The organism is Streptomyces sp. NPDC104309 (genome assembly GCF_055584025.1).
The window spans coordinates 161259-185008 of sequence record NZ_JBVJMV010000018.1 but is presented as its reverse complement, the minus strand read 5'-3'; the positions used below and the strand labels follow the sequence as shown (position 1 = coordinate 185008).

Genomic DNA, 23750 nt, shown 5'->3' with positions numbered 1-23750 from the left:
CACAACGAACCCAAGAGGCCGCACCCGGGAACAGGACACCCACCCCTCGGGTTCCCGCCGAGAAACCTTCAGTTCCCCTGAACTCACGGGACTCCTGGGGCGCGACCCAGGTGCGCCAGAAACCGGCCACGGGACGATCTTGGAGTTCTGAGCGTCTCCGCCGTCACCCGTTCGGCCAGCGTCGTTGGTGGTGACGTCGGATGTCGTCCGAGGCCGGGGTGGGCGCGCGGCGGAGAGGCCGGCCTCGCAGCCGGCCTCTCCGCAGGTCGGGTGGTGTCGGACAGCTCGCGCCGAAGCCGGAACCAGACCGTCACGGCTTCAGCTTGTCGGCCTCCCTGACCTCGTGGAGGTGGATGAGGACGTCGTAGGCCTTGGCGAGCGCGGTGTCGCGCGGCTCCTCGGGGAACAGCGTGCCGACGTTGAGCGTGGGCCGGGCGATGTTCAGCCAGTCGCGCGCGGCGGCCGGAGCGGTGCGGATGTCGAGGTAGAAGTCCTGGTGGCGGACCTGGTCGAGGGTGGCCTCGTTCCGGTCCGGCTCGGCGGCCGGAACGGTGAATTTCTTCCACTCGCCGCCCAGCGCGGCGTCCTTCGACAGGAAAGAGCCCTGGTTGAAGGTGAAACCGATGGGGAGGTAGTTCCTGCCCATCGTGTCGCGCAGGAACGACCCCTGCGTCTTGGAGTACGTCTCGGGATCGCTGGAGACGTAGGCGACATGGTCGTTGTGCGCGGACAGCAGCACCTTCTGGCCGGTGCGCTGCTGCCACCAGGAGACGTTCTGGGCCATCACCTCGTCGCGGAAGCGCTGGGAGGCGGCGTTCGACTCCGGGTCGTCGGGGTTCAGGGTGAGGAACTTGGCGGTCTGGGCGACGGACCGGGCGTTCTGCTCGGCCCAGTCGAACGCTTCACCGCCGGAGCCCTTCAGACCGCTGACCAGCTCCAGGGCCTGCTGTGCCTTGACGGCGAGCTGCTGCCGTTCCGCGAGCGGCTTGCCCAGGTAGGCGAAGACGTCGTCGATCGGGCGCAGGCCGGTGTAGAGCTCGTTGAGCCGCGGCAGCGCCTCCGGATGGTTCTTCTGCACGTAGCCGGTCACCCGGCCGAAGAACTCGTCGCTCAGTGCGGGGGCGCCGATGTCGTCGCCCATGAAGTGGACGGTGCGGTCGGGGTGGTGGCGGTTGTAGTCCCGCATCCACTCGATGAGACTGACGAACTCCTTGCGATCCCAGGGTGAGTTGGTGAGCGTCTCCTTGGCGATCTCGCGAGCGTCGCCCTTGCCGGTCTGGAGGTAGTCGTCGATCCGGAGTCCCGCGGACCAGCTCAGCTCCAGGGCGAAGGTGGTAAAGCCCTTCTTCTCGACTAGGTGGCGGAAGACCCGCTCCTTCATGGTGAAGAACTCGTGGGAGCCGTGGGTGGCCTCGCCGAGGCCGACCACCTTGGCGTCGCCGATCATCGAGCCCAGGGCTCGCAGGTCGGCCGTGTTCCCCCCGGGCTCGGTCGAGCGCAGCGGGTGGGCCGCCTGCTCCAGTGCGCGGACCGGGTTCTGCCCCCTCCCGGCCGTGTCGGCCGAGGCCGCCTGGACCGCCACAGGGGCGAGGACCGCTCCCGTCGCGACCACCGCCGTCGCCAGCAGTACCCGCCGACTGATCCGCTTCCGGTGCCTAGCCATGCTGCTACCTCTCAACTTACGTATGACAACTTGAGAAGGATCATTGCCTGCGATTCCACTGCCGCGCGCTGGGAGAGGCCTCCGACTCTTCCAGGGGGATACCCCCCGCAAGAGTCGGAGGGCAGCGCCCGCTCACCCACTCGATCGGGTGGAGGTTTCCGGCGATAGACGCGGTTTGGGTGAGAAACGCACTCGCCGGGCGCAATCATTCGGCGGTGATCTCATCGAACCGGACGGTCCACCGTCCCAAGTCCCTGCTCCCGGCCGGGCTCGGCGCACTCGCCGTACTCGCTCTGCTCCCGGCGATCCCGGCCACGGCCGCACCCGCCTCCGCACCCGTGAAGGACCCCTCGGCGCGGCCCGCCGCGTACGCGTCGCCCCGCGCGGTGACCCGGGCCGAGGGCAGGACCGGCGCGTACCTCGACTCGTTGCGGAACAGGCCCGAGAGGCTGAAGGCCTTCTTCAAGGCGCTGCCGAAGGGGGGCGACCTCCACAACCACCTGTCGGGCGCGGCGAGGACCGAGTTCCTGATCAAGCTCGCGGGCGAGAAGGGGCTCTGCATCGACGCGACGATGACGGCTGTCGCGCCGCCGTGCGGGCCGGGCACGAGGCCCGCCGCCGACGCGCGGACCGATGCCGCCTTCCGCCGGCAGATCGTCCGGGCCTGGTCCATGCAGGACTTCCCGTCCAACCAGTCCGGGCACGACCACTTCTTCGACACCTTCGGCAAGTTCGGCCTGGCGACCTGGGACCGGGGCAAGCTGCTCGCCGATGTGGCCGACACTGTGGTGGAGCAGAACCAGTTCTATCTGGAGACCATGGTCACCCCCGCGTCGGACAGCGCCAAGAAGCTGGCCGACTCGGTGGGTTACGACCCCGACTTCGCCGCCTTCCACCGCAAGCTCCTGGCCGGCGGGCAGCTCGACCGGGTCGTGGACGACGCGGTCAAGGAGGCCAATGACGCCAACGCCCAGTTCCGGGTGGCCGCGCACTGCGACACCCGCCGCCCCGACCCGGGCTGCCGACTGCCCGTCAGGTGGATCTCCCAGGTGTCCCGGGGCAGTTCCCCGGCACGGGTGTTCACACAGATCGCGGTCGGCATGCGACTCGCCGAACGCGACCCGAGGTTCGTCGCGGTCAACCTCGTGCAGCCCGAGGACGGGGAGAGCGCGCTGGCCAACTACAGCCTCCAGATGCGGATGCTGAAGTACCTGCACGGCCAGTACCCGGGTTCCCACCTCACCCTGCACGCCGGTGAGCTGGCCCCCGGCCTGGTCAAGCCCGAGGACCTGACGTTCCACATCCGCGAGGCCGTACTCGTCGCCGGGGCCGAACGCATCGGACACGGCGTGGACCTCGTCCACGAGGACGACTGGCGGCAGCTGGCCCGGACGATGGCGCGGCGCAAGGTGGCGGTCGAGGTGCCGTTCTCCAGCAACAAGCAGATCCTCGGCATCGCGGGCGCCGACCACCCGTTCAACGCGTACCGCCACTACGGCGTCCCGGTGGTCCTGGCCACCGACGACCCGGGGGTCTCGCGGATCGACATCAGCCATGAGTACCAGTACGCCGCCAAGACGTACGGCCTGCGCTACACCGAACTGAAGGACCTGGCCCGCGCCTCGCTGGAGTACGCGTTCCGTAGCGGCCGGAGCCTGTGGGCCACCAACTCCACCCCCTCGGCCTATCAGCCGGTTTCCGCCTGCCGCAACGACCGGCTCGGCGCCGACCGCCCGAGCGCGCGCTGTGCCCGCTACCTCGCCGACAACCCGAAGGCGGCCACGCAGTGGCGTCAGGAGACGGCCTTCGCCGCCTTCGAGCGCCGTCACCGCTGACCCCGTCCGCACACACCTCCGGGCCCGGGGACTTGAGCCCCGGGCCCGGACGCGGCTCCACGACGAGGTTCATGCCGCGTCGGGACGCGCACGCTCACCATCGGCCGCGTCCCCTCTCACGCCCTCTCGGGTTCCCCTCTCACGCCCCCTCGGGTCCCCCTCTCACGCCCCCTCCCGCGTCTCGGCCTCAGGTCCCGTTTCCGTTTCCGTTTCCGTTTCCGGTGAACAGCCTGTCCAGGTACTGATCGACAGCGGTGAGCACGCCCCGGGGCTCGATCACACCCAGTTCGATGAGGGTGGTGAAACCGGTGAGCGCGAGGAGCAGATCGGTCTCGGCCACCGGGTCGCGGTCGGGGTGGATGTACCCATCGGTGATCGCCTGGCGGACCAGCTGTTCGACGAGGTCGCGTCCCTGGATCAATCCGTCGCGCGCCCGCGCGTGAATGTTCTCGTCGTGCAGCGCCTCCAGGACGTAGGCGGCGCTCATCCGGCTCGTCGCGCGGGCGTCGGCGTGCAGGGGGAGCATCTCCAGGAGCATCACGCGCAAGACGTCGCGGGGGTGTGGCGGGTCACCGAGTCCCTGGAGGCCCCGGCCGACGCGCAGCGCGGTCTGCTCGGACGCGAAGTCCATGGCGAAGGAGAGCATCGCCTCGCGGGAGGCGAAGTAGTGCTGCAGCTGCCCGAGCGAGATGCCCGCCTCCTGGGCGACCTCGCGCATGGTCAGATGCACGGCGCCGCGTTGCTCCACCACCCGCCACAGCGCTCGGGCGATCACTTCGCGGCGTTCCTGGTGGTCCACCTGTTTCGGCATCGTCGGCTTCTCCGTGTTCTCTTTCCAATACGGTTGACATAATACAGCTGACTGATAAACCTGGAGGTCCACCGAGGAAGGAAGCGACATGCCTGAACAGCCGAGGGTGCGCACCGCGGACGGTGTGGTGGAAGGCCGCCGACAGCGGGGGCACGCCGTGTTCCGCGGCATCCCCTACGCCCAGCCGCCGGTGGGCCCGCTGCGCTTCGCCGCCCCCGCCCCGCCGCGGCCCTGGGAGGGGACGAGGCAGGCGGTGGAGTTCGGCCCCGCGGCTCCGCAGTCCGGCCCGGTCCGCGCGAATTCGACGGAGGGCACGGACTGGCTGACACTCAATGTCAGCACTCCCGATCCGGGCGCGGCGGGGCTGCCCGTACTGGTGTGGATCCACGGAGGCGCCTACATCGCGGGGACCTCCGGTGACCCGATGTACGACCCGGCGGCGCTGACCGGGGCGGGGCTCGTCGTGGTGAGCATCAACTACCGTGTGGGCGCCGAGGGTTTCGCCCTCATCGAAGGCGCCCCGCCCAACCGCGGGTTCCTCGACCAGATCGCGGCCCTGCACTGGGTGCGGCGGAACATCGCCGCCTTCGGGGGAGACCCCGACCGGGTCACCGTGGCCGGACAGTCCGCCGGGGCGGGATCGATCGCCGCCCTGCTGACGATGAAGCCGGTGCGCGGCCTGTTCCGACGGGCCATCGCCCACTCGGTGCCGGGCAACCACTGCACCCGCGCACTGGCGGAACAGGTCACCGCCGCGCTCGCGGACCGGCTCGGCACGGCGCCCACCGCCGCGGCCCTCTCCGCTGTGGAACCCCAGCGCCTGGCCGAGGGCGTCTCCGCGCTCGGCGCCGAGCTCCCCGACCGCCACGAGGCCTGGGGACGGCTGTCCCGGCTGGGTGTCGCCGTATGCCCCGTCGTCGACGGGGACGTCCTCTCCGAAACACCGTGGCCCGCACTGGCCGGTGGCCGCGCGAACGGAGTCGAACTCCTCGTCGGCCACACACGCGACGAATTCCGGCTGTTCAGCGTCATGAGCGGACGGCTGGGCCGGTTCACCGAGCAGGACTCCCGTACCGCCCTGACCCTGTTCGCCCCGGGTCCGGAGGGCGCCGACGCCTACCGCGCCGCCCATCCGCGAGCCACCCCGGAGCAACTGCTGGAATCGGTGTACTCCGACGCGCTCTTCCGGATGCCTTCACTGCGGTTGGCCGAGGCGAACACCGCGGCGGGCGGCACCTCGTTCCTGTTCGAGCTGCGACTGGCCTCTCCGGCCCTCGGAGGAGTCCTGGGCGCGTGCCACAGCCTCGATGTCCCCCTGGCGTTCGGCACGCTGGACAGCCCCTCCGTCCGGGGACTCGTCGGCGACCCTCCCACCCCCGAGGTCCTCGCTGTGTCGCGGGAACTCCAGCAGGCGTGGGTCCGTTTCGCCACCACAGGTGAGCCCGGATGGGCCGCCTTCCGGCCCGACCGGGCCCTCACCCGCGTCCTGGACGCGGAATCGAAGACCCTGCCCTACCCCGAACAGGCCTCCCGCCGGATCTGGGAGGGCCACGCCCCGGCTCCGTTCGATCTCACCTGAAGCGTGTCGCGCAACCGCTACTCCGGCGCCGACCAGAGGTGGGCGAGCGTGCCGAGCACGAGGCGGCAGACGTCGTCCGGGTCGGCGCCGGCCAGGGGTTCGCGGTGCACGACCGTCCGCATCAGGCCGATGCCGAGCAGCCAGGCCATGGCGAGATCCGCACGCAGGGCGCCGTCCCCGGTGCCGGAGAGCCCGGCCAGCGCGCCCTGGTATTCCTCGCCCAGTTCCCGCAAGGTTCCGGCCGCCTCGTCGCCCCTGCCTATGGAGCGCAGATAGACCTCAAGGGACCGGTTCCCCGTCCCGTCCGCGCTGCGGGTCAGCATCGAGCGCAGGGCCGTCTCGAAGAGCTCCTCGGGCTGCGTCGCCCGCAGCTGCTCCAGTCCGCCCTGTGCGATCACCTGCGCGAGCAGTCCCTGCTTGGACCCGAAATACCGGAACAGCAGCGCCTGATTGGCACCGGCCCGTTCCGCGATGCTCCGGACGGTCGTCCCTTCGTATCCCCGTTCCGCGAACAGGTCGCGGGCCGCCTCCAGCAGCCGGCGGCGCGTGGCCGCGGCGTCCCGGCGGCGCTCTCCGGACGAGGGTGCGGGGGCGGAATCCATGAGCGATTTCCTCTCGGGCGGCCCGTCAGGATAACGGCCTTAAAGGGTCGTTGACCGCGAGAGGTGCCGCTCCTACCTTTGTAAGCAGCTGCTTACATATCGGAGGCCGTAGTGACGAAAGCAGACATCGCGCCCCTTGCCTACCCCTTCAACACCGCCGACGGGCTCCGGCTCGCGGACGAGTACGAGCGCGTACGCGACCAGCCGGGCCTGTTACGGGTCCAGATGGAGTACGGCGAACCGGCCTGGCTCGTCACCCGCTATGCCGATGCCCGGTTCGTCCTGGGCGACCAGCGCTTCAGCCGCGCCGAGGGCATCGCGCACGACGAGCCCCGGCAGTCCGAGGGGCGGCGCGACAGCGGCATCCTCAGCATGGATCCGCCCGACCACACCCGGCTGCGTTCCCTGGTCGCCAAGGCCTTCACGGTCCGCCAGATCGAGAAGCTGCGGCCCCAGGTCAAGGAGCTGACCGCGAGCCTCCTCGACGACCTGGAGGCGGCCGGACCGCCCGCGGACCTGGTCGACCTCTACGCGCTGCCGCTGCCCGTCGCGGTGATCTGCCGGATGCTGGGCGTGCCCACCAAGGACCGTCCGCTCTTTCGCGTATGGAGCGACGCGGCACTGTCGACCACGTCCCTCACGGCCGAGGAGTTCGACGCCAGCCGAGAAGAACTGCGCGCCTACATGGGCGAGCTGATCGCGCAGCACCGCCGGTCCCCGCAGGACGACCTGATGACGGCACTCATCGAGGCCCGCGACGGCGGCGACCGGCTCTCCGAGCTCGAACTCGTCGATCTGTGCGTGGGCATCCTGGTGGCGGGCCACGAGACCACCGCGTCCCAGATCCCCAACTTCGTCCTGACCCTGCTGGACCACCCGGACCAGCTGGCCAGGCTCAGGGCCGAGCCCGAGCTCGTCCCGAACGCGGTGGAGGAGCTGCTGCGCTTCGTGCCGCTGGGCAGCGGTGCCGGTCAGCCCCGCTATGCCACCGAGGACGTCGAGGTCGGCGGCACCCTCGTCCGGGCGGGCAGCCCGGTCCTGGTCGCCACCGGCGCCGCCAACCGCGACGCGCTGCGGTTCACCGCCCCGGGCGTGCTCGACATCGCCCGTGAGGGCAACCAGCACCTCGGCTTCGGCCACGGGGTCCACCACTGCCTGGGTGCCCCGCTGGCCCGGCTGGAACTCCAGGAGGCACTGATCGCGCTCATCACCCGTTTCCCGGGGCTCCGGTTGGCGGGCGATGTGACCTGGAAGTCCGAGATGCTGGTACGCGGCCCGCGCGTCATGCCGGTCGGGTGGTGACCGCCATGACCTGGAACGTACGCGTCGATCCACAGCTCTGCCAGGCGTCGGGCATGTGCGCCGGGGCCGTCCCCGAGGTGTTCGCGCTGGACGGCGAGCACGCCCGGGTGCGGGCGGACGGCATCGAGCCGGACGAGCGGGTCCTGGACGCGGCGGACATCTGCCCGGCCCAGGCGATCACCGTGCACGACGGGAAGTCGGTCATCGGCCCCCGCCGCGACTGAGCCCCGGCCGCGCAACCGCCCCGTGCCGGGAAGAACGATCCGGCACGGGGCGGCTGTGTGATCAGTCGAACGGGTCGGTGCTAGCCGAGCCGCTCCAGGACCCACCGCGGCCCACCGCTGGGAAGGAGGACCACGCGCTGGCCCTCCGCCGTCAGGGAGCCGAACTCACCCCGGCCGAGAGCGATGTTGACCGGCCCTTCATCGGGTGCGCCCTGGATCGACCACTGGTCGGGCTGCCTTCCGCACTGGTCCACCCACACGGCCGGCGGGAAGATCCGGAGCGGCGAGAGCGCCAGGCAGCGGTTCTCCCGGTTCACCTCGACGATCTGGGCCAGGCCGTCGGCCTGGTTGCGGATCTCCCACACGGTGCCGGGGTTGCAGGGCTCGACGTGGCCGCCCAGCGGACCTTCGCCGCCCGCGAGACACAGACCGCTGCGCACGTCACGGATGAGGTAGGAGCCGTCGTCGGCGGCCTGGGCGGGGGTGGCCAGCGCCGTCACCGCGACGGCGGCCACGGCGAGAGAAAGAATCGAACGAATACGCACGGGACTCCTCGTACGAGAGAGAACTACGGAAAGACAGGCCGCGTCGGCGGCGGCCCGGAGTCCCCAAGATCACAAAGATGTGCGGCCGTTCGCGCGTCCGGCAGACCTCCGGCCCGACTTTCCACTCCAACGGCAGCGGCGCGCACGCATCACGCACGGCGCACTCGTACCTCTCTCGCGCCCCCGGCGAGGACGGGATTCCTCCCGGAGCTCAAGCCGCGAAGTCCGAGCGCTCTTTCCGAGGAACGGGAGGTGGGCCACTTCCCACCCACCCTCCCTGCCCGATCAGTTGACTTCTCGTGACCGGCTTGCCACGGATGGTGGCGACGCTCTAGCGTTCCGAACAGCAAACGACCCCTGCCGGTGCGGGAACACCGAACAGGGGTCTGGCCACTTCGATCGATCGGACCTCGACCTCATGGCTGCCGACCAGCTTAGTGCCGCCCCGTGCGCACCGCACGCATCCCTGCCCACGCTCCCGCACCCGATGGCCAATCCGGGTTACGGCAAGCGCTCCGCCCCCGCACAACACGCGCCCACCGAGCACGATTTCGCGCACCTGCCGCCCCGCGAGGCATCCATCGCGGCGTACATCGACCGGCTTCCCGAGGGCGCCGACATCTCCGTCAAGACGCTGGCCAAGATCCTTCCGTACGGTCAGTGCGCACTGCGAACCGCCCTCAACCGGCTCCAGGACGCCGGTCATCTGCGGCGCGGCAGCGAGTGCGTCGCCACTGACGAGGTCCTGCTCTGGGTGACCCGCACGTTCTTCTCCCGCACCGCGCGGGACGACGACTGGTGGGCGGCGTTCAGCCGGGGCGACGCACCGCCGGAGCAGCGACAGCGGCATCAACACCCCACCCGCTCCCGCGCGTTCGTACTGCTGGCCGCGCTGGGCCGCACCACCCCCGCCCTCACCCTCTCCGCGGCGGACTGCGCGGCACTGGAACCACAGGTCACCGACTGGTTCGAGCGCGGCGCCACGGAAGCGGAACTGCTCCACGCCCTCACCGACGGCCTCCCCGCCCCCGTCCACCACGCGGCGGCCCTCGTCCGCAGACGACTGACCGACAAGATGCCACCCGAACGGGTCGCTCCGGCACCACACCGGACGGTGTTGCGCACTCTCGAATGCTCCGAATGCCGCGCGCCCGGCAGCGTGGAGGTCCTGATCGGCGGCCGGTGCGGACCGTGCCGGGGCAACCCCGTCGACGTCCCCGCAGGACCGGCCGGAACGGTCCCGGCCACCGGTGTACGCGGCCGCATGGGCGAGGTCCGGGCGGCGATGACGCCACGCTCCGAGCGGATCGGCCGCTCGCCCCGCCCCCGCCTGCCGTGATCCCTAAGTGTCCGAATCCTGCTCCCACCTGCGAGTGGTTTGATCCACTCCCCCTTCCGAGTCGCTACTTTGCGTGTTCCTCTTGGCACACTGCGTAACGAATCGACCTAAAGGGGAACGAACCATGTCCGAACCGACCCACGAGCAGATCGTCTCGGAGCTTCACAGCAAGCCCGCCATCACCCTGGCCCCCGGCCCCCGCCTGGACGCCGAGAAGCACGGCGCCCTCCCCCTGCCACCCAGCACCGTGTGGGACCTGCCGGGCGGTACCGCCTGGGTCTACTACGGCGAGGGGAACCGGGGCCTCGTACGGCCCGTGATCTTCGCCGACGGATTCAACACCGGCCCGAGCAGCCTGGACTTCTCCTGGGAGATCATGGAGTTCGGCGACTACGCGCTCATCAGCGAACTGCGCCGCCGGGGACACGACGTGATCCTGCTCGGCTTCCACGAGCGCAGTGCGTCGATTCTGGACAACTCCAAGACCGCGCAGGCCGCGATCCACCGCGCCATCGCGGAGCGGCTGGGCGACGCCCCGCTGGCCGTCGGCGGATTCAGCATGGGCGGGCTGGTCACCCGGCACGCTCTGGCCAAACTGGAGCGCCAGGGCGTCGACCACCAGACCGCGCTGTACTTCTCGTACGACAGCCCGCACCGCGGCGCCTGGATTCCCCTCGCGCTCCAGGCGTTCGGGCACTACATCAAGGATCTCGACAGCAGGTTCTCCGACCAGATCAACAGCCCGGCCGCGCGCCAGCTGCTGTGGCGGCACATCGAGAAGTGGGACGGAACGCCGGACCAGAGCGACGAGCGCGCCGCGTTCCTCGCGGAGATGGCGGCCGTCGGAGAATGGCCGCAACGGCCGCGGCTGATCGGTGTCGCCAACGGCGTGGCCGACGGCACCGGCACCGACGTGCAGGCCGGCGAACTGGCCCTGGAAGGCAAGGGTCTCTCGGTCACGGGCACCAAGCTCTACACCCAGGCCCCGGGCGACGGCGAACTCGTCGCGAAGATGCGGGTGGTGACGCTGAAGACCAACGAGGTGCGTACGTCCGGACTGCCCCGGATCGACGGCGCGCCCGGCGGCTCGCTGGAAGGCTTCGGCATCCTCGCCGACGCCTTCAACGCCCTCAATCCCCTCCTCGGCTTCAAGACCGACGTACTGATTCGCTCGCACTGCTTCGTCCCGGCCGTCAGCGCCGTCGATGTCCGCGGTCTGGACACGGACGAGGAGCTGTACACGAACATCTCGGAACTCCCCGACGGAGAGGGCGGGCTGGACGCGTACAAGCTCGCGTCCCGGAACGAGGGGCACACCCTCGTGACGGAGGAACTCTGCACCTGGCTCCTCGAACAGCTCCCGTAGGGCTTCGGCGGGGCGGGTGTCACGCGTTCACGGTGCTCCGGCGGGCACCGTGGGCGCGTGACACCCGCAGCACGGCGAGGGCCCGGCGGCCACGTACTGCCCCGGCCGCCGGGCCCTCGCGCGCAGGCCCTCAGGGAGCGGTCACGTCCATCCCTGGGCCTTGTTGAACTGCGACCGGTTGTCGCCGCCGACGAGGGAGACGTGCAGGAGGTTGGACGCGCCACGGCCGACGCGCGGGCTCGGGTACGTGTTGCCGATGACGCCGCCCAGGGTGACGAATCCGTCGAAGGCGAGGCTGAGCTGGGTGCTCTGCACGGACACCCACAGGGCGTCTTCGTTGTAGCCGTGGGTGACGACGTTGATGCGGTTGTCCTGCGCCAGGGCGGCATGCACGTCGCCCTTGACCTGTCCGCCGATGCTCCGCGGCGCGCGCAGGCCGATGTACGTGGCGTCCTGGGCGACGAAGTAGACGCTGTGGTTGTCGTTGGACCGGTAGAAGAGGAAGACCCGGTCGGCGGCGTCACCGACGGCGGTGATGCCCGAGACGACGTTGGTGGCCCGTTCCTGGTCGGTGGTCCACACGCCGGAGTCGGCGTACTGCTGCTGGAGCACGTACAGGCTGTTCTGCTTGCCCTTGGCTCCGAGGACGATACGGCCCGAGCCGTCGAGGGCCGCACCGAGGCCGCGGAGGTTGAGTTCGACGCTGCCGCCGATCTTGACGGGTGTGGTGTAGTTGCCGGAGACGCCCGAGGCGTGGCGGACGTGGAAGACCTCGCCGCTCGCGTTGTTGTAGAAGATGTTGGTCCTGCCGTCCGCGGACAGGCAGGCGGCGGGATAGCGGGCGCAGCCGTCGCCGATCTTGAAGGGGCGACTGTACGTGCTGCCGTTGATGACCGTCTGGTTGACCCCGTACAGACTGCCGTCGTCCGTGTAGTAATAGATGCGCACGCGGCCGTCGCCGCCGGTCACCGTGACGGGGAACTCCTTGCCGCCCGAAGTGTTCTCGATCTTCGTCCAGCCGCCGATACCGCCGCTGCGCAGCTCTTCCTTGAACCACAGCGAGCCGTCGTGCGTGAAATGCACCCAGCCGATGCGGCCGTCGGCGTGCCGGAACGGCACCGGCTCGCTGTAGAGCTGGCCGTTCAGGTTCGTGTACGAGTCGGCCCACTGGGTTCCGGGCGTGGTGGAGACAGGCATGAGTCACCTCTCGGTGTGTGCGGTGCGGGAGAAGGACGGCCCGAGCAGACCGTCCGGACAGTGCGTGTACCGGAGCTCAGGCCAGCTGTCCGATACCTACTAACCCGCAAAAACGATGACTCACACCCCGTGTCGTATTCAATGCGACTCATAGGAAGAAACGGCTTGAATTCGGGTTTGCCGGTATTGGCCGTCGACGGCAGGCACGGCGAACTAGGGCTGTCGCCATTCCAGTTGACCGATTCCGCGTCGCTCACCCGAGTGATCGCTCCCCCGGCCCGCGGGCACCGCACGTGCGGCCCGGCGCCCGGGGAACGACATCGGCCCCCAGGGACGAATCCCTGGGGGCCGATACGGCAAAGCTGTGCGGGAACTACCGATCCGTCAGGATCAGAAGTCCATGTCACCGCCCGGCATGCCGCCCGGAGCGGCCGCGCCGGCCTTCTCCGGCTTGTCGGCGATGACGGCCTCGGTGGTGAGGAACAGCGCGGCGATGGACGCGGCGTTCTGCAGGGCGGAGCGCGTGACCTTCGCCGGGTCGAGAATGCCCTCGGCGATCATGTCGACGTACTCGCCGGTCGCGGCGTTCAGACCGTGGCCGACGGCCAGGTTGCGCACCTTCTCGACGACGACGCCGCCCTCAAGACCACCGTTGACGGCGATCTGCTTCAGCGGGGCCTCCAGCGCCAGCTTGACGGCGTTGGCGCCGGTCGCCTCGTCACCCGAGAGCTCCAGCTTCTCGAAGACGGCCGAGGCCTGGAGCAGAGCCACGCCACCACCGGCGACGATGCCCTCCTCGACGGCGGCCTTGGCGTTGCGCACCGCGTCCTCGATGCGGTGCTTGCGCTCCTTGAGCTCGACCTCGGTCGCGGCACCGGCCTTGATGACGGCCACGCCGCCGGCCAGCTTCGCGAGGCGCTCCTGGAGCTTCTCGCGGTCGTAGTCCGAGTCGGAGTTCTCGATCTCGGCGCGGATCTGGTTGACGCGACCCTGGACCTGGTCGCTGTCACCGGCACCGTCGACGATCGTGGTCTCGTCCTTGGTGATGACGACCTTGCGGGCGCGGCCGAGCAGGTCGAGACCGGCGTTCTCCAGCTTGAGGCCGACCTCCTCGGAGATGACGGTGCCACCGGTGAGGATGGCGATGTCGCCGAGCATGGCCTTGCGGCGGTCACCGAAGCCCGGGGCCTTGACGGCGACGGACTTGAAGGTGCCACGGATCTTGTTGACGACCAGGGTCGACAGGGCCTCGCCCTCGACGTCCTCGGCGATGATCAGCAGCGGCTTGCCGGACTGCATGACCTTCTCCAGCAGCGGAAGGAGGTCCTTCACGTTGCTGACCTTGGAGTTGACGATCAGGATGTACGGGTCGTCGAGGGACGACTCCATGCGCTCCATGTCGGTGGCGAAGTACGCCGAGATGTAGCCCTTGTCGAAGCGCATACCCTCGGTGAGCTCCAGCTCCAGACCGAAGGTCTGGGACTCCTCGACGGTGATGACGCCTTCCTTGCCGACCTTGTCCATGGCCTCGGCGATGAGCTCGCCGATCTGGGTGTCGGCGGCGGAGATGGAGGCGGTCGAAGCGATCTGCTCCTTGGTCTCCACGTCCTTGGCCTGCTCCAGGAGGGCGGCGGAGACGGCCTCGACGGCCTTCTCGATACCCCGCTTGAGGGCCATCGGGTTGGCACCCGCGGCGACGTTGCGAAGGCCCTCGCGGACGAGAGCCTGGGCGAGAACGGTGGCGGTGGTCGTACCGTCGCCGGCGACGTCGTCCGTCTTCTTGGCGACCTCCTTGACCAGCTCCGCACCGATCTTCTCGTACGGGTCCTCCAGCTCGATCTCCTTGGCGATGGAAACACCATCGTTGGTGATCGTGGGGGCGCCCCACTTCTTCTCAAGGACGACGTTGCGACCCTTGGGGCCAAGGGTGACCTTGACGGCGTCGGCGAGCTGGTTCATGCCGCGCTCGAGACCGCGCCGGGCCTCCTCGTCGAACGCGATGATCTTGGCCATGTGAAGTGGTCCTCCCGGACAGGGGTGGATTTCTCCGGACCGAGTGGCGCCCGCGACGGACGGCCTGCGTGACCGGTGGTTCCTTGCCCCACCGGACCTGCGGGCCTCACCGGCCCGGTCCAAGTTCTGTCACTCTCACCTGGAGAGTGCTAACGCCAATGATTAGCACTCGACCCCCGAGAGTGCAAGCGTCCCCCTCGGAATGTGGACAACGACGACCCCGCACGGAGGGCCCGGACACCGACGCGCGGAGGGGCCGGACGCGGACGCGCAGAAGGCCCGGACACCGACGCGCGAAGGGGCCGGACGCGGACGCGCGAAGGGCCCGTACCCCTGGGGTACGAGCCCTCCGTGCGTGAGCGGTGTCGTTGGCCGACCGCGTCGAGCTCAGCCGACGGCGAGCTTGACCATGTCCGCCTGCGGCCCCTTCTGGCCCTGCGAGATCTCGAACTCAACTCGCTGACCCTCTTCAAGGGTGCGGTACCCGTCCATCTGGATCGCGCTGTAGTGGACGAAAACATCCGCACCACCGTCGACCGCGATGAAGCCGTACCCCTTCTCCGCGTTGAACCACTTGACGGTGCCCTGAGCCATGCCTAACTCCCCTATTACTGGCCCTTGCGCAGGACCGCACTTCGCGGACCCGGGTCAGAACTCACCCTCCGACAGGAGAGGGTGCGTGCGCCGGAACGCGTCGACCGCGGCCGAATGTATCTGCCCAACTGCCCTCTGCAACAGGTCAATCGGACGAGAATTCTGGGCAGCACCGAACGCCCGAATATGTGGAATTCATGGGATTCCCGGGCAAGTCGGGCCGGGCAAAAGTGACTTATGGCGCAAGGAGATCGAGCACTTTGGCTGCATCTTGTCGCGACCCGGCGCATTCTCATATGCGGGCGGCACGGGCAGCTCGGGGGACTTCCCACACTGTACCGCGCTCAACCATGCAGAATTGCCCCCTCCGCTTCTCTCGCAGAGGGGGCAATTCCGATAACGCTGTGCAGTCGGACGCAGGGTCAGCAGCCGCCCGCGACGGCCGGGATGATCGAGATTCCGGCGCCGTCCGGCGTCGCCGTCTCCAGACCGCCCTCGAAGCGCACGTCGTCGTCGTTGACGTACACGTTCACGAAGCGGCGCAGCTTGCCCTGGTCGTCCAGGACGCGGGCGGCGATGCCCGGGTGGTTCTGCTCCAGGGACTCGATGACCTGGGAGAGGGTCGAGCCCTCGGCCGGGACCTCGGCCTGGCCGCCCGTGTAGGTGCGGAGGATGGTGGGGATACGGACCTTGACGCTCATGGTGGGTGCCTTCCTTCGGTCTCGGGTGGTCAGCTGGTGGCGAGGCCGGCGGCGCGGAACGCGTCCAGGCTCGGCCGGATCGTCGCGGTCGCCTGCGAGGTGGCGGCCACCGCGTCCAGGGTCTTGAGGCCGTCGCCCGTGTTGAGGACGACGGTGGTCAGCGCCGGGTCGAGCAGACCGGCCTCGATCAGCTTCTTCGTCACGCCGACCGTCACCCCGCCGGCCGTCTCCGCGAAGATGCCCTCGGTGCGCGCCAGCAGCTTGATCGCGTCGACGACCTGCTCGTCGTCGACGTCCTCGACCGCGCCGCCGGTGCGGCGGGCGATGTCCAGGACGTACGGGCCGTCGGCCGGGTTGCCGATCGCCAGGGACTTGGCGATGGTGTTCGGCTTCTGGGGCCGCACGACGTCGTGACCTGCCTTGAAGGCGGTGGAGACCGGGGAGCAGCCCTCGGCCTGGGCGCCGAAGATCTTGTACGGCTTGTCCTCGACCAGGCCCAGCTTGATCAGCTCCTGAAGACCCTTGTCGATCTTCGTGAGCTGCGAGCCGGACGCGATCGGAATGACGATCTGGTCGGGCAGCCGCCAGCCGAGCTGCTCGCAGATCTCGTACGCCAGGGTCTTGGAGCCCTCGCCGTAGTACGGGCGCAGGTTGACGTTGACGAAGCCCCAGCCCTCGCCGAGCGGGTCGCCGATGAGCTCCGAGCAGAAGCGGTTGACGTCGTCGTAGTTGCCCTCGATGCCGACCAGCTCACCGCCGTACACCGCGGCCATGACGACCTTGCCCTGCTCCAGGTCGTGCGGGATGAACACGCAGGAACGGAAGCCGGCGCGGGCGGCGGCGGCGCCCACCGCACCGGCGAGGTTGCCGGTGGAGGAGCAGGAGAGGGTGGTGAAACCGAAGGCGCGGGCGGCCTCGACGGCGATGGCGACGACGCGGTCCTTGAAGGAGTGCGTCGGGTTGCCGGAGTCGTCCTTGACGTACAGACCGCCGGTGACACCCAGCTCACGGGCGAGGTTGTCGGCCTTGACCAGCTTGGTGAAGCCGGGGTTGATGTTGGGCTTGTCCGCGACATTCGCGGGAACCGGCAGCAGCGGCGCGTACCGCCAGATGTTGTCGGGTCCGGCCTCGATGCGCTTCTTCAGCTCGTCCGGGGAGCCGCTCGGCAGGTCGTACGCCACTTCGAGCGGCCCGAAACAGGACGCGCAGGCGAAAAGGGGGCCGAGTTCGAAACGCTCGCCGCATTCGCGGCAGGAAAGCGCAGTGGCGGGGCCGAGGTCGACGGCGCCGGTGGAAGAATTGGTGCTTACTGCAACGGTCTGCGCAGCCATGGAGGCGAGGCCCTTTCTCCTCATCTTCCTCGCGGCGCGTTTCGCCACGAGACGGAATTGGCACCTTCCCCACCTGACCTCGCGGCCGGCGGGAGGGTTGCCGGGACTTCAACGGGCCGTTCCCTCAGTCCCTCTGGATGAGCGCTGTGGCACTGGATCTCCGATCCAGGCATTTATTGGCGGACCGACCCCGACATGCGACGGCCGTCCGCGTTGTTCAAGACTGTAACCGAAGCACCGGACAGTTGAGATAGTCGTCCGAACCGCGAGATGGATCACATACAGGGAGTATCGACCGTGCTGGAAGAGGTCGAAAGCTGGCTGGCCAGGCGTTCCTGGTCGGCCGCCGACCGCCCGCTGGACCGGCTCCTCGCCGCCAAGGAGCCGGGCCGCGGGAGCGTGAGTGTCGTACTGCCCGCGCTGAACGAGGAAGCGACGGTCGGCGAGATCGTCGCGACCATCCGGCGCGAGCTGATGGAGAAGGTCCGGCTGGTCGACGAACTCGTGGTGATCGATTCCGGTTCCACGGACGCCACGGCGAAGGTGGCCCGGGAGGCCGGTGCGCGAGTGGTGCACCGGGACGACATACTCCCGCGGATACCGGCCGTGCCCGGCAAGGGCGAGGTGCTGTGGCGGTCGCTCCTGGTGACCGGCGGTGACATCGTCTGTTTCGTCGACGCAGACCTGAAGGAATTCTCGGCCGACTTCGTCTCCGGCATCGTCGGCCCGCTGCTGACCGATCCGGACGTGCGGTTCGTCAAGGCGATGTACGACCGCCCGCTCGGCGACACGGCGGGGCAGGGCGGCCGGGTCACCGAGCTGGTGGCCCGTCCGCTGCTCAATCTGCACTGGCCGCAGCTGGCCGGCTTCGTCCAGCCGCTGGGCGGCGAGTACGCGGCGCGCCGCTCACTCCTCGAACAGCTGCCCTTCCCCGTCGGTTACGGAGTGGAACTGGGCCTCCTGGTCGACGCGCTGCACACGGTGGGTCTGGACGCGCTGGCCCAGGTGGACGTGGGGGTCCGTAAACACCGCCACCAGGACGGGCAGGCGCTCGGCCGGATGGCGGCGGCGATCTACCGGACCGCCCAGCTCCGGCTGTCTCGCGGCCACCTGGTGCGGCCTTCGCTCACCCAGTTCGAGCGCGGCGAGGACGGCTTCGTACCGCACACCCATCCGGTGGACACCGAGGAGCGCCCGCCGATGCGCGAGATCGAGGAGTACGTTTCGCGCCGCGCGGCCTGACGTTGCCTGACTTCGCACGTTTGGGCGGTTCGCGATCGGGCTAGATTCCGCAACATGGTCTCCGAGCACGAAGCCCAGTCCGCCGCCCGGCCCTCCGCCCGGCTCCCTGTCGAGCCTTCCGCCGCGCCTTCGGTCCAGCCGCCCGCCGAGCCCTCCGAGCAGGTTCTCGTCGCGTCCAACCGCGGCCCGGTGTCGTACACCCTGGGCACGGACGGATCGCTGGAGGCGAAGCGGGGCGGCGGCGGGCTCGTGTCCGGGCTGAGCGCCGTGAAGGACAAGCTGTGGGTGTGCGCCGCGCTCGGTGACGGGGACCGGGAGGCGGTCCGGCGCGGGGTCGGTGAGCAGGGCGTCCGCATGCTCGACATCGACGCCACCGTGTACACGGACGCGTACAACGGCATCGCGAACTCGGTGCTCTGGTTCGTCCACCACATGCTCTACCAGACCCCGCTGGAGCCGGTCTTCGACGCGGAGTTCCGGCGTCAGTGGGCATCGTTCGAGACCTACAACCGGGCCTTCGCCGAAGCGCTCGCCGAGGAGGCGGGCCGGGGCGCGGCCGTGCTGGTGCAGGACTACCACCTGGCGCTGGTGCCCGGCATGCTCCGCGAGCTCCGCCCCGACCTGCGGATCGGCCACTTCTCGCACACCCCGTGGGCGCCCGTCGACTACTTCCGCCTGCTCCCCGACGACATCGCCGAGCAGTTGCTGCACGGCATCCTGGGCGCGGACCGGGCGGCCTTCCTGACCCGGCGCTGGGCGGACGCGTTCATCGGCTGCTGTACGGAGATCCTGGGCGGCACCGGCCGGACCAGGGTCGGGGTGCACGGGCTGGGCGCGGACGCGGACTTCCTGCGCCGGCGCGCGCACGAGGCGGATGTGGACGAGCGGATGGCGGCGCTGCGGGAGCAGGTCGGCCCCGGGCGGAGGACGATCGTACGAGTGGACCGAACAGAACTGTCCAAGAACATCGTGCGCGGCCTGTTCGCCTACCGCGCGCTCCTCGAAGAGCGGCCCGAATGGCGTGAGCGCGTCGTCCACGTCGCCTTCGCCTACCCCTCGCGGCAGGACCTGGCGGTCTACCGCGACTACACGGCCGAGGTGCAGCGGGTCGCCGACGAGATCAACGCCGTGTACGGCACCGCGGGCTGGACCCCGGTCGTGCTCCACGTCAAGGACGACTTCGCCCGCTCGCTCGCCGCGTACCGGCTGGCCGACGTGGCGCTCGTCAACCCGATCCGCGACGGCATGAACCTGGTCGCCAAGGAGGTCCCGGTCGTCTCCGACCACGGCTGCGCGCTGGTGCTGTCGCGGGAGGCGGGGGCGTACGAGGAGCTGGGCAGCGACGCGGTCGTGGTGAACCCGTACGACGTGTCCGCGACGGCGGCGGCGCTGCACGAGGCGCTGACGATGGCCGACGACGAACGGGCCGCGCGCACGGAACGGCTGGCCGCGGCCGCGGTGGCCCTGCCCCCGCAGCAGTGGTTCCTGGACCAGCTGGACGCACTGCGGCGGGAGTGAGCCGTCAGATCCGTGCGGCCAGCGCCGCCAGGAAGTCGACGACGCCTCCCGGGCCGTTCAGCAGCAGGTCGGCGCGCTCGGCCAGGTCGGGCACCTCCGCGCTGCCGCTGCAGACCAGCAGGCCCGGAACGCCGTCGGGGCCCTCGGTGCGGAGCTTCTCCACGGCGGCGTACGCGGCGAGGTCGCCCAGGTCGTCGCCCGCGTACAGGACGGACTCGGCGTCCATCTCCCGTACGTACTGGGTGAGCGCCACTCCCTTGTCCATGCCCGGCGGGCGCAACTCCAGGACCAGACGGCCCGGTTCGACGATCAGCCCGTGCCGGGCGGCGAGTTCGCCGAGGGGGGCGCGCAGGGCCTCGAACGCGCCCTGCGGGTCGGCGGCGCGGCGGGTGTGGACGGCGAGGGCCTGGCCCTTCTCCTCCGTCCAGGTGCCGTGCCAGGAGTCGAACCTGTCGAGCACGCCGGGGAGTTCGGCGCGGACCGCGGCCACGCCGGGGTGCGGGGCGGGGGCGTGGACGGTGCCGGAGACGGCGTCCCAGCGTTCGGCGCCGTAGTGGCCGAGGACGACGAGATGGTCCAGCCCCGGCACTCCGGCGAAGCCGCCGTACCGGACCGCGACGCCGGCCGGGCGGCCGGTGATCACGGCGATGGAGGCCACCTTCGGGGCGAGCGCGGCGAGCGCGTCGACGGCGCGGGGATGGGCGCGGGCCTGGTCCGGGTCCGGGACGATGTCGGCGAGGGTTCCGTCGAAATCGAGCGCGACGACGGCCCGGTCCGGACGCGCGAGGATCGCGGCGAGGGCCTCACGGCCGGGTGGGGTGGTGGGGGTGGGGAGCTCGGACGGGGTTTCGCTCGGCGCGGGTGCGTGCGGGTTGCTGCCCATGGGGGGAGCCTATAGCGGGATGCGGGCGGCCGGCGGGCCTGTTCCCCTGCCCATCCCCACGCTCTCGACTTCGTTCGAGCAGAGGAGACCCCACCCTTTCCGAGCCGGAACTCACGCCGCACCCGGCAAGAACAAGCCTCTCCGGCGATCGAGGAGCGGGGACACCGGGGGCAGCGCCCCCGGGAACACCCCTCAGCGGCGCCCCCGCCGCGCGTCGCGGACCCGGCGCAGGCGGTTCACCGTCACCGGGTCCTCCTCCAGCGCGCGGCGGTCGTCGAGCAGGGCGTTCAGCAGCTGGTAGTAGCGCGTGGGCGAGATGCCGAGCCGCTCGCGGATCGCGCGGTCCTTCGCTCCGGCTCCGGCCCACGACTGCCGCTCGACGGCGAGCACGGCGCGGTCCCGGTCGGAGAGTCCGGCGGGGCCGTTCGTGTCGTCGGGGCCGTTCGTGGGCGCGGTCATATCAGCCAACCTATCGCCCGGCCGGAGGGTCGCCACCCGGTCGTCACCCGGTCGTCACCCCGTGTGCTCCGCCGCCGCCGACTCCCGCGCGATCCGCCCCAGCGCGCTCTCGGGGCTCCCGTTCGGCTCGACCGCCCTACCGATGTTCTCCTTGATCGACTCGTTGGCACGGGCCCAGGACGTCTTGCCGTACGGGTAGAACTCCGCGTTCGGCAGCGCGGCCAGGAACTTCCGCAGCGGCTTGTACCGGGGATCGGACTCCATCGCCGCGGAGGCGCTGTCGGTGACCGGCAGCAGGCCGTACTCGTCGGCGAAGTCGATGACGTTCTTGTCGGTGAACAGATAGTCGAAGAACTTGCCCAGCTGCACCCGGTGGCCGCGCTGCTTGAAGCCCATGATCCAGTCGGCGACGCCCATCGAGCCCTTGGTGGGGCCGCCGACACCGGGCAGCGGCACCATGCCGACGGAGACGCCCTTCTTCTCGGCCTCCTTCATCAGGGTCGGATGACCGTTCAGCATGCCGACCTCGCCGCTCGTGAACGCGGCGAACGCCTTGCCCCGGTCGAGTTTGCCGGGGGCCACGGGGCCGACAAGGCCCTTGTCGACCAGGTTCGTCTTCAGCCAGTCGAAGGTCCTGACGTTCTCGGCCGAGTCGATCTCGTACGAGCCCATGTCGTCGATGTAGCCGCCGCCCCCGCTCAGCAGCCACATCATGGTCTCGGCCTGGGACTCCTCAGGACCGAGCGGCAGCGCGAACGGGTACGTCACGCCGCGCTGCTTGAGCACCGTCGCGTCGTCGCGTATGTCGTCCCAGGTCCGCGGGGCGGCCAGGCCCGCCCGGGCGAAGAGCTTCTTGTTGTAGAAGAGCAGCCGGGTGCTGGCGACGAACGGCAGCCCGTACTGGGTGCGGTCCACGCTGCCCGCGTCGGCCAGCCGCGGCAGGAAGTTGGCCTGGGCGGTGATGTTCAGCATCTCGTCGGCCCGGTAGAGCTTGCCCGCCTTGGCGTAGTCGGCATACGCGCCGATCTGGGCGATGTCGGGGGCATCCCCCCTCTTCACCATCCCGGCGACCTCGCGGTCGATGTCCTTCCACGAATAGACGCTGACCTCGACCTTGATGCCGGGGTGGGACGCCTCGAAGCCCTTCACGAGTGCGGCCCAGTACTTCTTGGAACTGTTGGCCGCGCTGTTGCCGTAGTCGGCCGCGACGAGCCTGAGGGTGACGTCCCCCGAGTCGCCGCTGCCGCCGCATCCCGACAACGTCGTCGTCAATGCCAGTGCGGCCCCAGCCGCGGTCAGTCCCAAGTAGCGCCGCTGCACAGCCCAGTCCGTCCTCGTCCTCGGTGTCATCCGCGCCGGCCACGTCCTCGTGGGGGCCTCCGGATGAGCTGTGATCCTCCCCCGAACGATCACCGAAGGTCTACACCAGAGTCATATCGCTTTCGCAACGCAGCCGGATCCGGGCCCTGTTGCCGCGCGGGGGCATTGCCCTTGACCTGCGCCGACTGCTAAGTAGGTTGCGGCGCAAGGCTCTTCGTGGTCCAGACCTTCGCTCCCTCGCTGCACCGCACCGCCCGCACCGTCACCGTTCCACGCCACAAGGAGCCGTCGAGCATGTCGCGTACCGCATCGGAAATTGCCACCCAGCCCGGCTGTTGGCGGCGTGCCGCGGAGGCGGGGGCGGTGTTCGACGGACTGCCGCGTCCGGGCGAGCGGGTCGCCGTCACCGGGTGCGGCACCTCCTGGTTCATGGCCATCGCGTACGCGGCGCTGCGCGAGGCGGCGGGGCAGGGCGAGACGGACGCGTACCCCTCGTCGGAGTTCCCGGCCGGGCGGCCGTACGACCGGGTCGTGGCGATCACCCGCTCCGGCACGACGACCGAGGTGCTGGAGCTCCTCGCCGAACTGCGCGGCAAGGTCACCACCGTCGCGCTGACCGCCGACCCGCGGACGCCGGTGATGGAGGCCGCCGACACGGTGGCCGTACTGGACTGGGCGGACGAGGAGTCGGTCGTCCAGACCCGGTTCGCCACCACCGCGCTGGCCTTTCTGCGGGCCGGCCTGGAGGCGTCGGGTCCGCTTCCGGCCGGGGTGAAGACGGTGGCCGCCGCGGCGGTCGACGCGGAACTCGCGGTGACGGAACCGCTGGACGAGGCGGTGGTCTCGGCCGAGCAGTGGACGTTCCTGGGGCGCGGCTGGACGTACGGTCTGGCGCAGGAGGCCGGGCTGAAGATGCGCGAGGCGGCGGGCGCCTGGACGGAGTCGTACCCGGCCATGGAGTACCGCCACGGCCCGATCTCGATCACCGGACCCCAGCGGGTGGCGTGGGTGTTCGGTCCGCTGCCGGAGGGGCTCGCCGGCGAGGTGGCACGGGTGGGCGGCACACTGGTCGCGCACGCCACCGCGGACCCGATGGCCGATCTGATCCGGGCGCAGCGGCTGGCGGTGGCGCTCGCGGAGTCGAAGGGGTACGACCCGGACCGCCCGCGCAACCTCTCGCGCAGCGTGATCCTTTCGTCCTGAGTCCGCCGCTCGGGCCGTGGTAT

At 70.0% G+C, this 23750-nt stretch carries 21 protein-coding genes and 1 riboswitch; of the genes, 9 read left to right on the top strand and 12 right to left on the bottom strand.

Annotation, left to right across the window (positions count from 1 at the left end; genetic code table 11):
• Positions 1-310: 310 nt before the first annotated feature.
• Positions 311-1663 (bottom strand): erythromycin esterase family protein, encoded by a 1353-nt coding sequence (locus ACZ68L_RS26005; RefSeq protein WP_469580855.1) that lies wholly within the window; start codon positions 1661-1663, stop codon positions 311-313.
• Positions 1664-1878: 215 nt separating this feature from the next.
• Between ACZ68L_RS26005 and ACZ68L_RS26000 the strand changes: the two genes are divergently transcribed.
• Positions 1879-3498 (top strand): adenosine deaminase family protein, encoded by a 1620-nt coding sequence (locus ACZ68L_RS26000; RefSeq protein ID WP_469580853.1) that lies wholly within the window; start codon positions 1879-1881, stop codon positions 3496-3498.
• A 187-nt stretch (positions 3499-3685) separates the two neighbouring features.
• Here ACZ68L_RS26000 and ACZ68L_RS25995 read toward each other — a convergent pair whose 3' ends face one another.
• Positions 3686-4309, bottom strand: a complete 624-nt coding sequence (locus ACZ68L_RS25995) for a TetR/AcrR family transcriptional regulator (RefSeq protein WP_469580851.1) — start codon at positions 4307-4309, stop codon at positions 3686-3688.
• An 88-nt stretch (positions 4310-4397) separates the two neighbouring features.
• On the opposite strand from ACZ68L_RS25995, the gene ACZ68L_RS25990 reads away from it, so the two are divergent.
• Entirely contained in the window at positions 4398-5888 is a 1491-nt protein-coding gene (locus tag ACZ68L_RS25990) for a carboxylesterase/lipase family protein (protein ID WP_469580848.1), read from the top strand.
• A 17-nt stretch (positions 5889-5905) separates the two neighbouring features.
• Here the strand turns inward: ACZ68L_RS25990 and ACZ68L_RS25985 are convergent, their stop codons facing one another.
• Positions 5906-6490, bottom strand: a complete 585-nt coding sequence (locus ACZ68L_RS25985) for a TetR/AcrR family transcriptional regulator (protein ID WP_469580846.1) — start codon at positions 6488-6490, stop codon at positions 5906-5908.
• 111 nt (positions 6491-6601) lie between these two features.
• Between ACZ68L_RS25985 and ACZ68L_RS25980 the strand changes: the two genes are divergently transcribed.
• Both ACZ68L_RS25980 and ACZ68L_RS25975 read left to right on the top strand, forming a co-directional pair.
• The gene (locus tag ACZ68L_RS25980) at positions 6602-7792 is read left to right on the top strand and encodes a cytochrome P450 (RefSeq protein ID WP_469580844.1); all 1191 of its coding nucleotides are present in this window, start codon (positions 6602-6604) and stop codon (positions 7790-7792) included.
• 5 nt (positions 7793-7797) lie between these two features.
• Positions 7798-8016: a ferredoxin gene (locus ACZ68L_RS25975; protein WP_469580842.1), complete on the top strand. Its 219-nt coding sequence runs from the start codon at positions 7798-7800 to the stop codon at positions 8014-8016.
• Between the two features lie 80 nt (positions 8017-8096).
• On the opposite strand, the gene ACZ68L_RS25970 is transcribed toward ACZ68L_RS25975, so the two are convergent.
• On the bottom strand, positions 8097-8561 hold the full coding sequence (locus tag ACZ68L_RS25970; protein ID WP_469580840.1) for an RICIN domain-containing protein: 465 nt from the start codon (positions 8559-8561) through the stop codon (positions 8097-8099).
• 418 nt (positions 8562-8979) lie between these two features.
• Between ACZ68L_RS25970 and ACZ68L_RS25965 the strand changes: the two genes are divergently transcribed.
• Together ACZ68L_RS25965 and ACZ68L_RS25960 are read left to right on the top strand one after the other, a co-directional pair.
• Positions 8980-9900, top strand: coding sequence for a hypothetical protein (locus ACZ68L_RS25965; RefSeq protein WP_469580837.1), 921 nt, complete (start codon positions 8980-8982; stop codon positions 9898-9900).
• Positions 9901-10024: 124 nt separating this feature from the next.
• Positions 10025-11266 (top strand): esterase/lipase family protein, encoded by a 1242-nt coding sequence (locus tag ACZ68L_RS25960; RefSeq protein ID WP_469580834.1) that lies wholly within the window; start codon positions 10025-10027, stop codon positions 11264-11266.
• A gap of 141 nt (positions 11267-11407) precedes the next feature.
• Here ACZ68L_RS25960 and ACZ68L_RS25955 read toward each other — a convergent pair whose 3' ends face one another.
• The 5 genes from ACZ68L_RS25955 to thrC all read right to left on the bottom strand — a co-directional run bounded on the left by ACZ68L_RS25955 (position 11408) and on the right by thrC (position 17102).
• The gene (locus tag ACZ68L_RS25955) at positions 11408-12463 is read right to left on the bottom strand and encodes a DUF8189 domain-containing protein (RefSeq protein ID WP_469580832.1); all 1056 of its coding nucleotides are present in this window, start codon (positions 12461-12463) and stop codon (positions 11408-11410) included.
• A 390-nt stretch (positions 12464-12853) separates the two neighbouring features.
• A complete protein-coding gene (gene groL / locus ACZ68L_RS25950; protein ID WP_469580829.1) occupies positions 12854-14476 on the bottom strand; it encodes a chaperonin GroEL in 1623 nt (540 codons plus the stop codon).
• A 387-nt stretch (positions 14477-14863) separates the two neighbouring features.
• Positions 14864-15070: a cold-shock protein gene (locus ACZ68L_RS25945; RefSeq protein WP_003967346.1), complete on the bottom strand. Its 207-nt coding sequence runs from the start codon at positions 15068-15070 to the stop codon at positions 14864-14866.
• A gap of 422 nt (positions 15071-15492) precedes the next feature.
• Positions 15493-15771, bottom strand: a complete 279-nt coding sequence (locus tag ACZ68L_RS25940) for a MoaD/ThiS family protein (RefSeq protein WP_072487929.1) — start codon at positions 15769-15771, stop codon at positions 15493-15495.
• 29 nt (positions 15772-15800) lie between these two features.
• Positions 15801-17102: a threonine synthase gene (thrC, locus tag ACZ68L_RS25935; RefSeq protein ID WP_469580826.1), complete on the bottom strand. Its 1302-nt coding sequence runs from the start codon at positions 17100-17102 to the stop codon at positions 15801-15803.
• Between the two features lie 17 nt (positions 17103-17119).
• Positions 17120-17246, bottom strand: a riboswitch (SAM riboswitch).
• Between the two features lie 153 nt (positions 17247-17399).
• Here thrC and ACZ68L_RS25930 point away from each other — a divergent pair.
• The gene (locus tag ACZ68L_RS25930; protein ID WP_469580876.1) at positions 17400-18344 is read left to right on the top strand and encodes a glucosyl-3-phosphoglycerate synthase; all 945 of its coding nucleotides are present in this window, start codon (positions 17400-17402) and stop codon (positions 18342-18344) included.
• 54 nt (positions 18345-18398) lie between these two features.
• Positions 18399-19862, top strand: coding sequence for an alpha,alpha-trehalose-phosphate synthase (UDP-forming) (locus tag ACZ68L_RS25925; protein WP_469580823.1), 1464 nt, complete (start codon positions 18399-18401; stop codon positions 19860-19862).
• Positions 19863-19866: 4 nt separating this feature from the next.
• On the opposite strand, the gene otsB is transcribed toward ACZ68L_RS25925, so the two are convergent.
• The 3 genes from otsB to ACZ68L_RS25910 form a co-directional block, all read right to left on the bottom strand.
• Positions 19867-20745 carry a trehalose-phosphatase gene (otsB, locus tag ACZ68L_RS25920; protein WP_469580821.1) on the bottom strand — a complete coding sequence of 293 codons (879 nt, stop codon included), beginning with the start codon at positions 20743-20745 and terminating at the stop codon, positions 19867-19869.
• Positions 20746-20937: 192 nt separating this feature from the next.
• A complete protein-coding gene (locus ACZ68L_RS25915; protein ID WP_469580818.1) occupies positions 20938-21204 on the bottom strand; it encodes a DUF3263 domain-containing protein in 267 nt (88 codons plus the stop codon).
• Positions 21205-21258: 54 nt separating this feature from the next.
• Positions 21259-22554 carry an extracellular solute-binding protein gene (locus ACZ68L_RS25910; protein ID WP_469580816.1) on the bottom strand — a complete coding sequence of 432 codons (1296 nt, stop codon included), beginning with the start codon at positions 22552-22554 and terminating at the stop codon, positions 21259-21261.
• Between the two features lie 264 nt (positions 22555-22818).
• Here ACZ68L_RS25910 and ACZ68L_RS25905 point away from each other — a divergent pair, with 264 nt between their 5' ends.
• The gene (locus ACZ68L_RS25905; protein ID WP_469580813.1) at positions 22819-23727 is read left to right on the top strand and encodes an SIS domain-containing protein; all 909 of its coding nucleotides are present in this window, start codon (positions 22819-22821) and stop codon (positions 23725-23727) included.
• The last annotated feature ends 23 nt before the right edge of the window (positions 23728-23750 follow it).

Bases quoted from the DNA above. Each gene is read 5' to 3' on its own strand.
- ACZ68L_RS25910 (WP_469580816.1), bottom strand. From the start codon at position 22,554: ATGACACCGAGGACGAGGACGGACTGGGCTGTGCAGCGGCGCTACTTG.
- ACZ68L_RS25975 (WP_469580842.1), top strand. From the start codon at position 7,798: ATGACCTGGAACGTACGCGTCGATCCACAGCTCTGCCAGGCGTCGGGC.
- ACZ68L_RS25995 (WP_469580851.1), bottom strand. From the start codon at position 4,309: ATGCCGAAACAGGTGGACCACCAGGAACGCCGCGAAGTGATCGCCCGA.
- ACZ68L_RS25960 (WP_469580834.1), top strand. From the start codon at position 10,025: ATGTCCGAACCGACCCACGAGCAGATCGTCTCGGAGCTTCACAGCAAG.
- groL (WP_469580829.1), bottom strand. From the start codon at position 14,476: ATGGCCAAGATCATCGCGTTCGACGAGGAGGCCCGGCGCGGTCTCGAG.
- thrC (WP_469580826.1), bottom strand. From the start codon at position 17,102: ATGGCTGCGCAGACCGTTGCAGTAAGCACCAATTCTTCCACCGGCGCC.
- ACZ68L_RS26005 (WP_469580855.1), bottom strand. From the start codon at position 1,663: ATGGCTAGGCACCGGAAGCGGATCAGTCGGCGGGTACTGCTGGCGACG.
- otsB (WP_469580821.1), bottom strand. From the start codon at position 20,745: ATGGGCAGCAACCCGCACGCACCCGCGCCGAGCGAAACCCCGTCCGAG.
- ACZ68L_RS25985 (WP_469580846.1), bottom strand. From the start codon at position 6,490: ATGGATTCCGCCCCCGCACCCTCGTCCGGAGAGCGCCGCCGGGACGCC.
- ACZ68L_RS25915 (WP_469580818.1), bottom strand. From the start codon at position 21,204: ATGACCGCGCCCACGAACGGCCCCGACGACACGAACGGCCCCGCCGGA.
- ACZ68L_RS25955 (WP_469580832.1), bottom strand. From the start codon at position 12,463: ATGCCTGTCTCCACCACGCCCGGAACCCAGTGGGCCGACTCGTACACG.
- ACZ68L_RS25905 (WP_469580813.1), top strand. From the start codon at position 22,819: ATGTCGCGTACCGCATCGGAAATTGCCACCCAGCCCGGCTGTTGGCGG.
- ACZ68L_RS25990 (WP_469580848.1), top strand. From the start codon at position 4,398: ATGCCTGAACAGCCGAGGGTGCGCACCGCGGACGGTGTGGTGGAAGGC.
- ACZ68L_RS25965 (WP_469580837.1), top strand. From the start codon at position 8,980: ATGGCTGCCGACCAGCTTAGTGCCGCCCCGTGCGCACCGCACGCATCC.
- ACZ68L_RS25940 (WP_072487929.1), bottom strand. From the start codon at position 15,771: ATGAGCGTCAAGGTCCGTATCCCCACCATCCTCCGCACCTACACGGGC.
- ACZ68L_RS25925 (WP_469580823.1), top strand. From the start codon at position 18,399: ATGGTCTCCGAGCACGAAGCCCAGTCCGCCGCCCGGCCCTCCGCCCGG.
- ACZ68L_RS25945 (WP_003967346.1), bottom strand. From the start codon at position 15,070: ATGGCTCAGGGCACCGTCAAGTGGTTCAACGCGGAGAAGGGGTACGGC.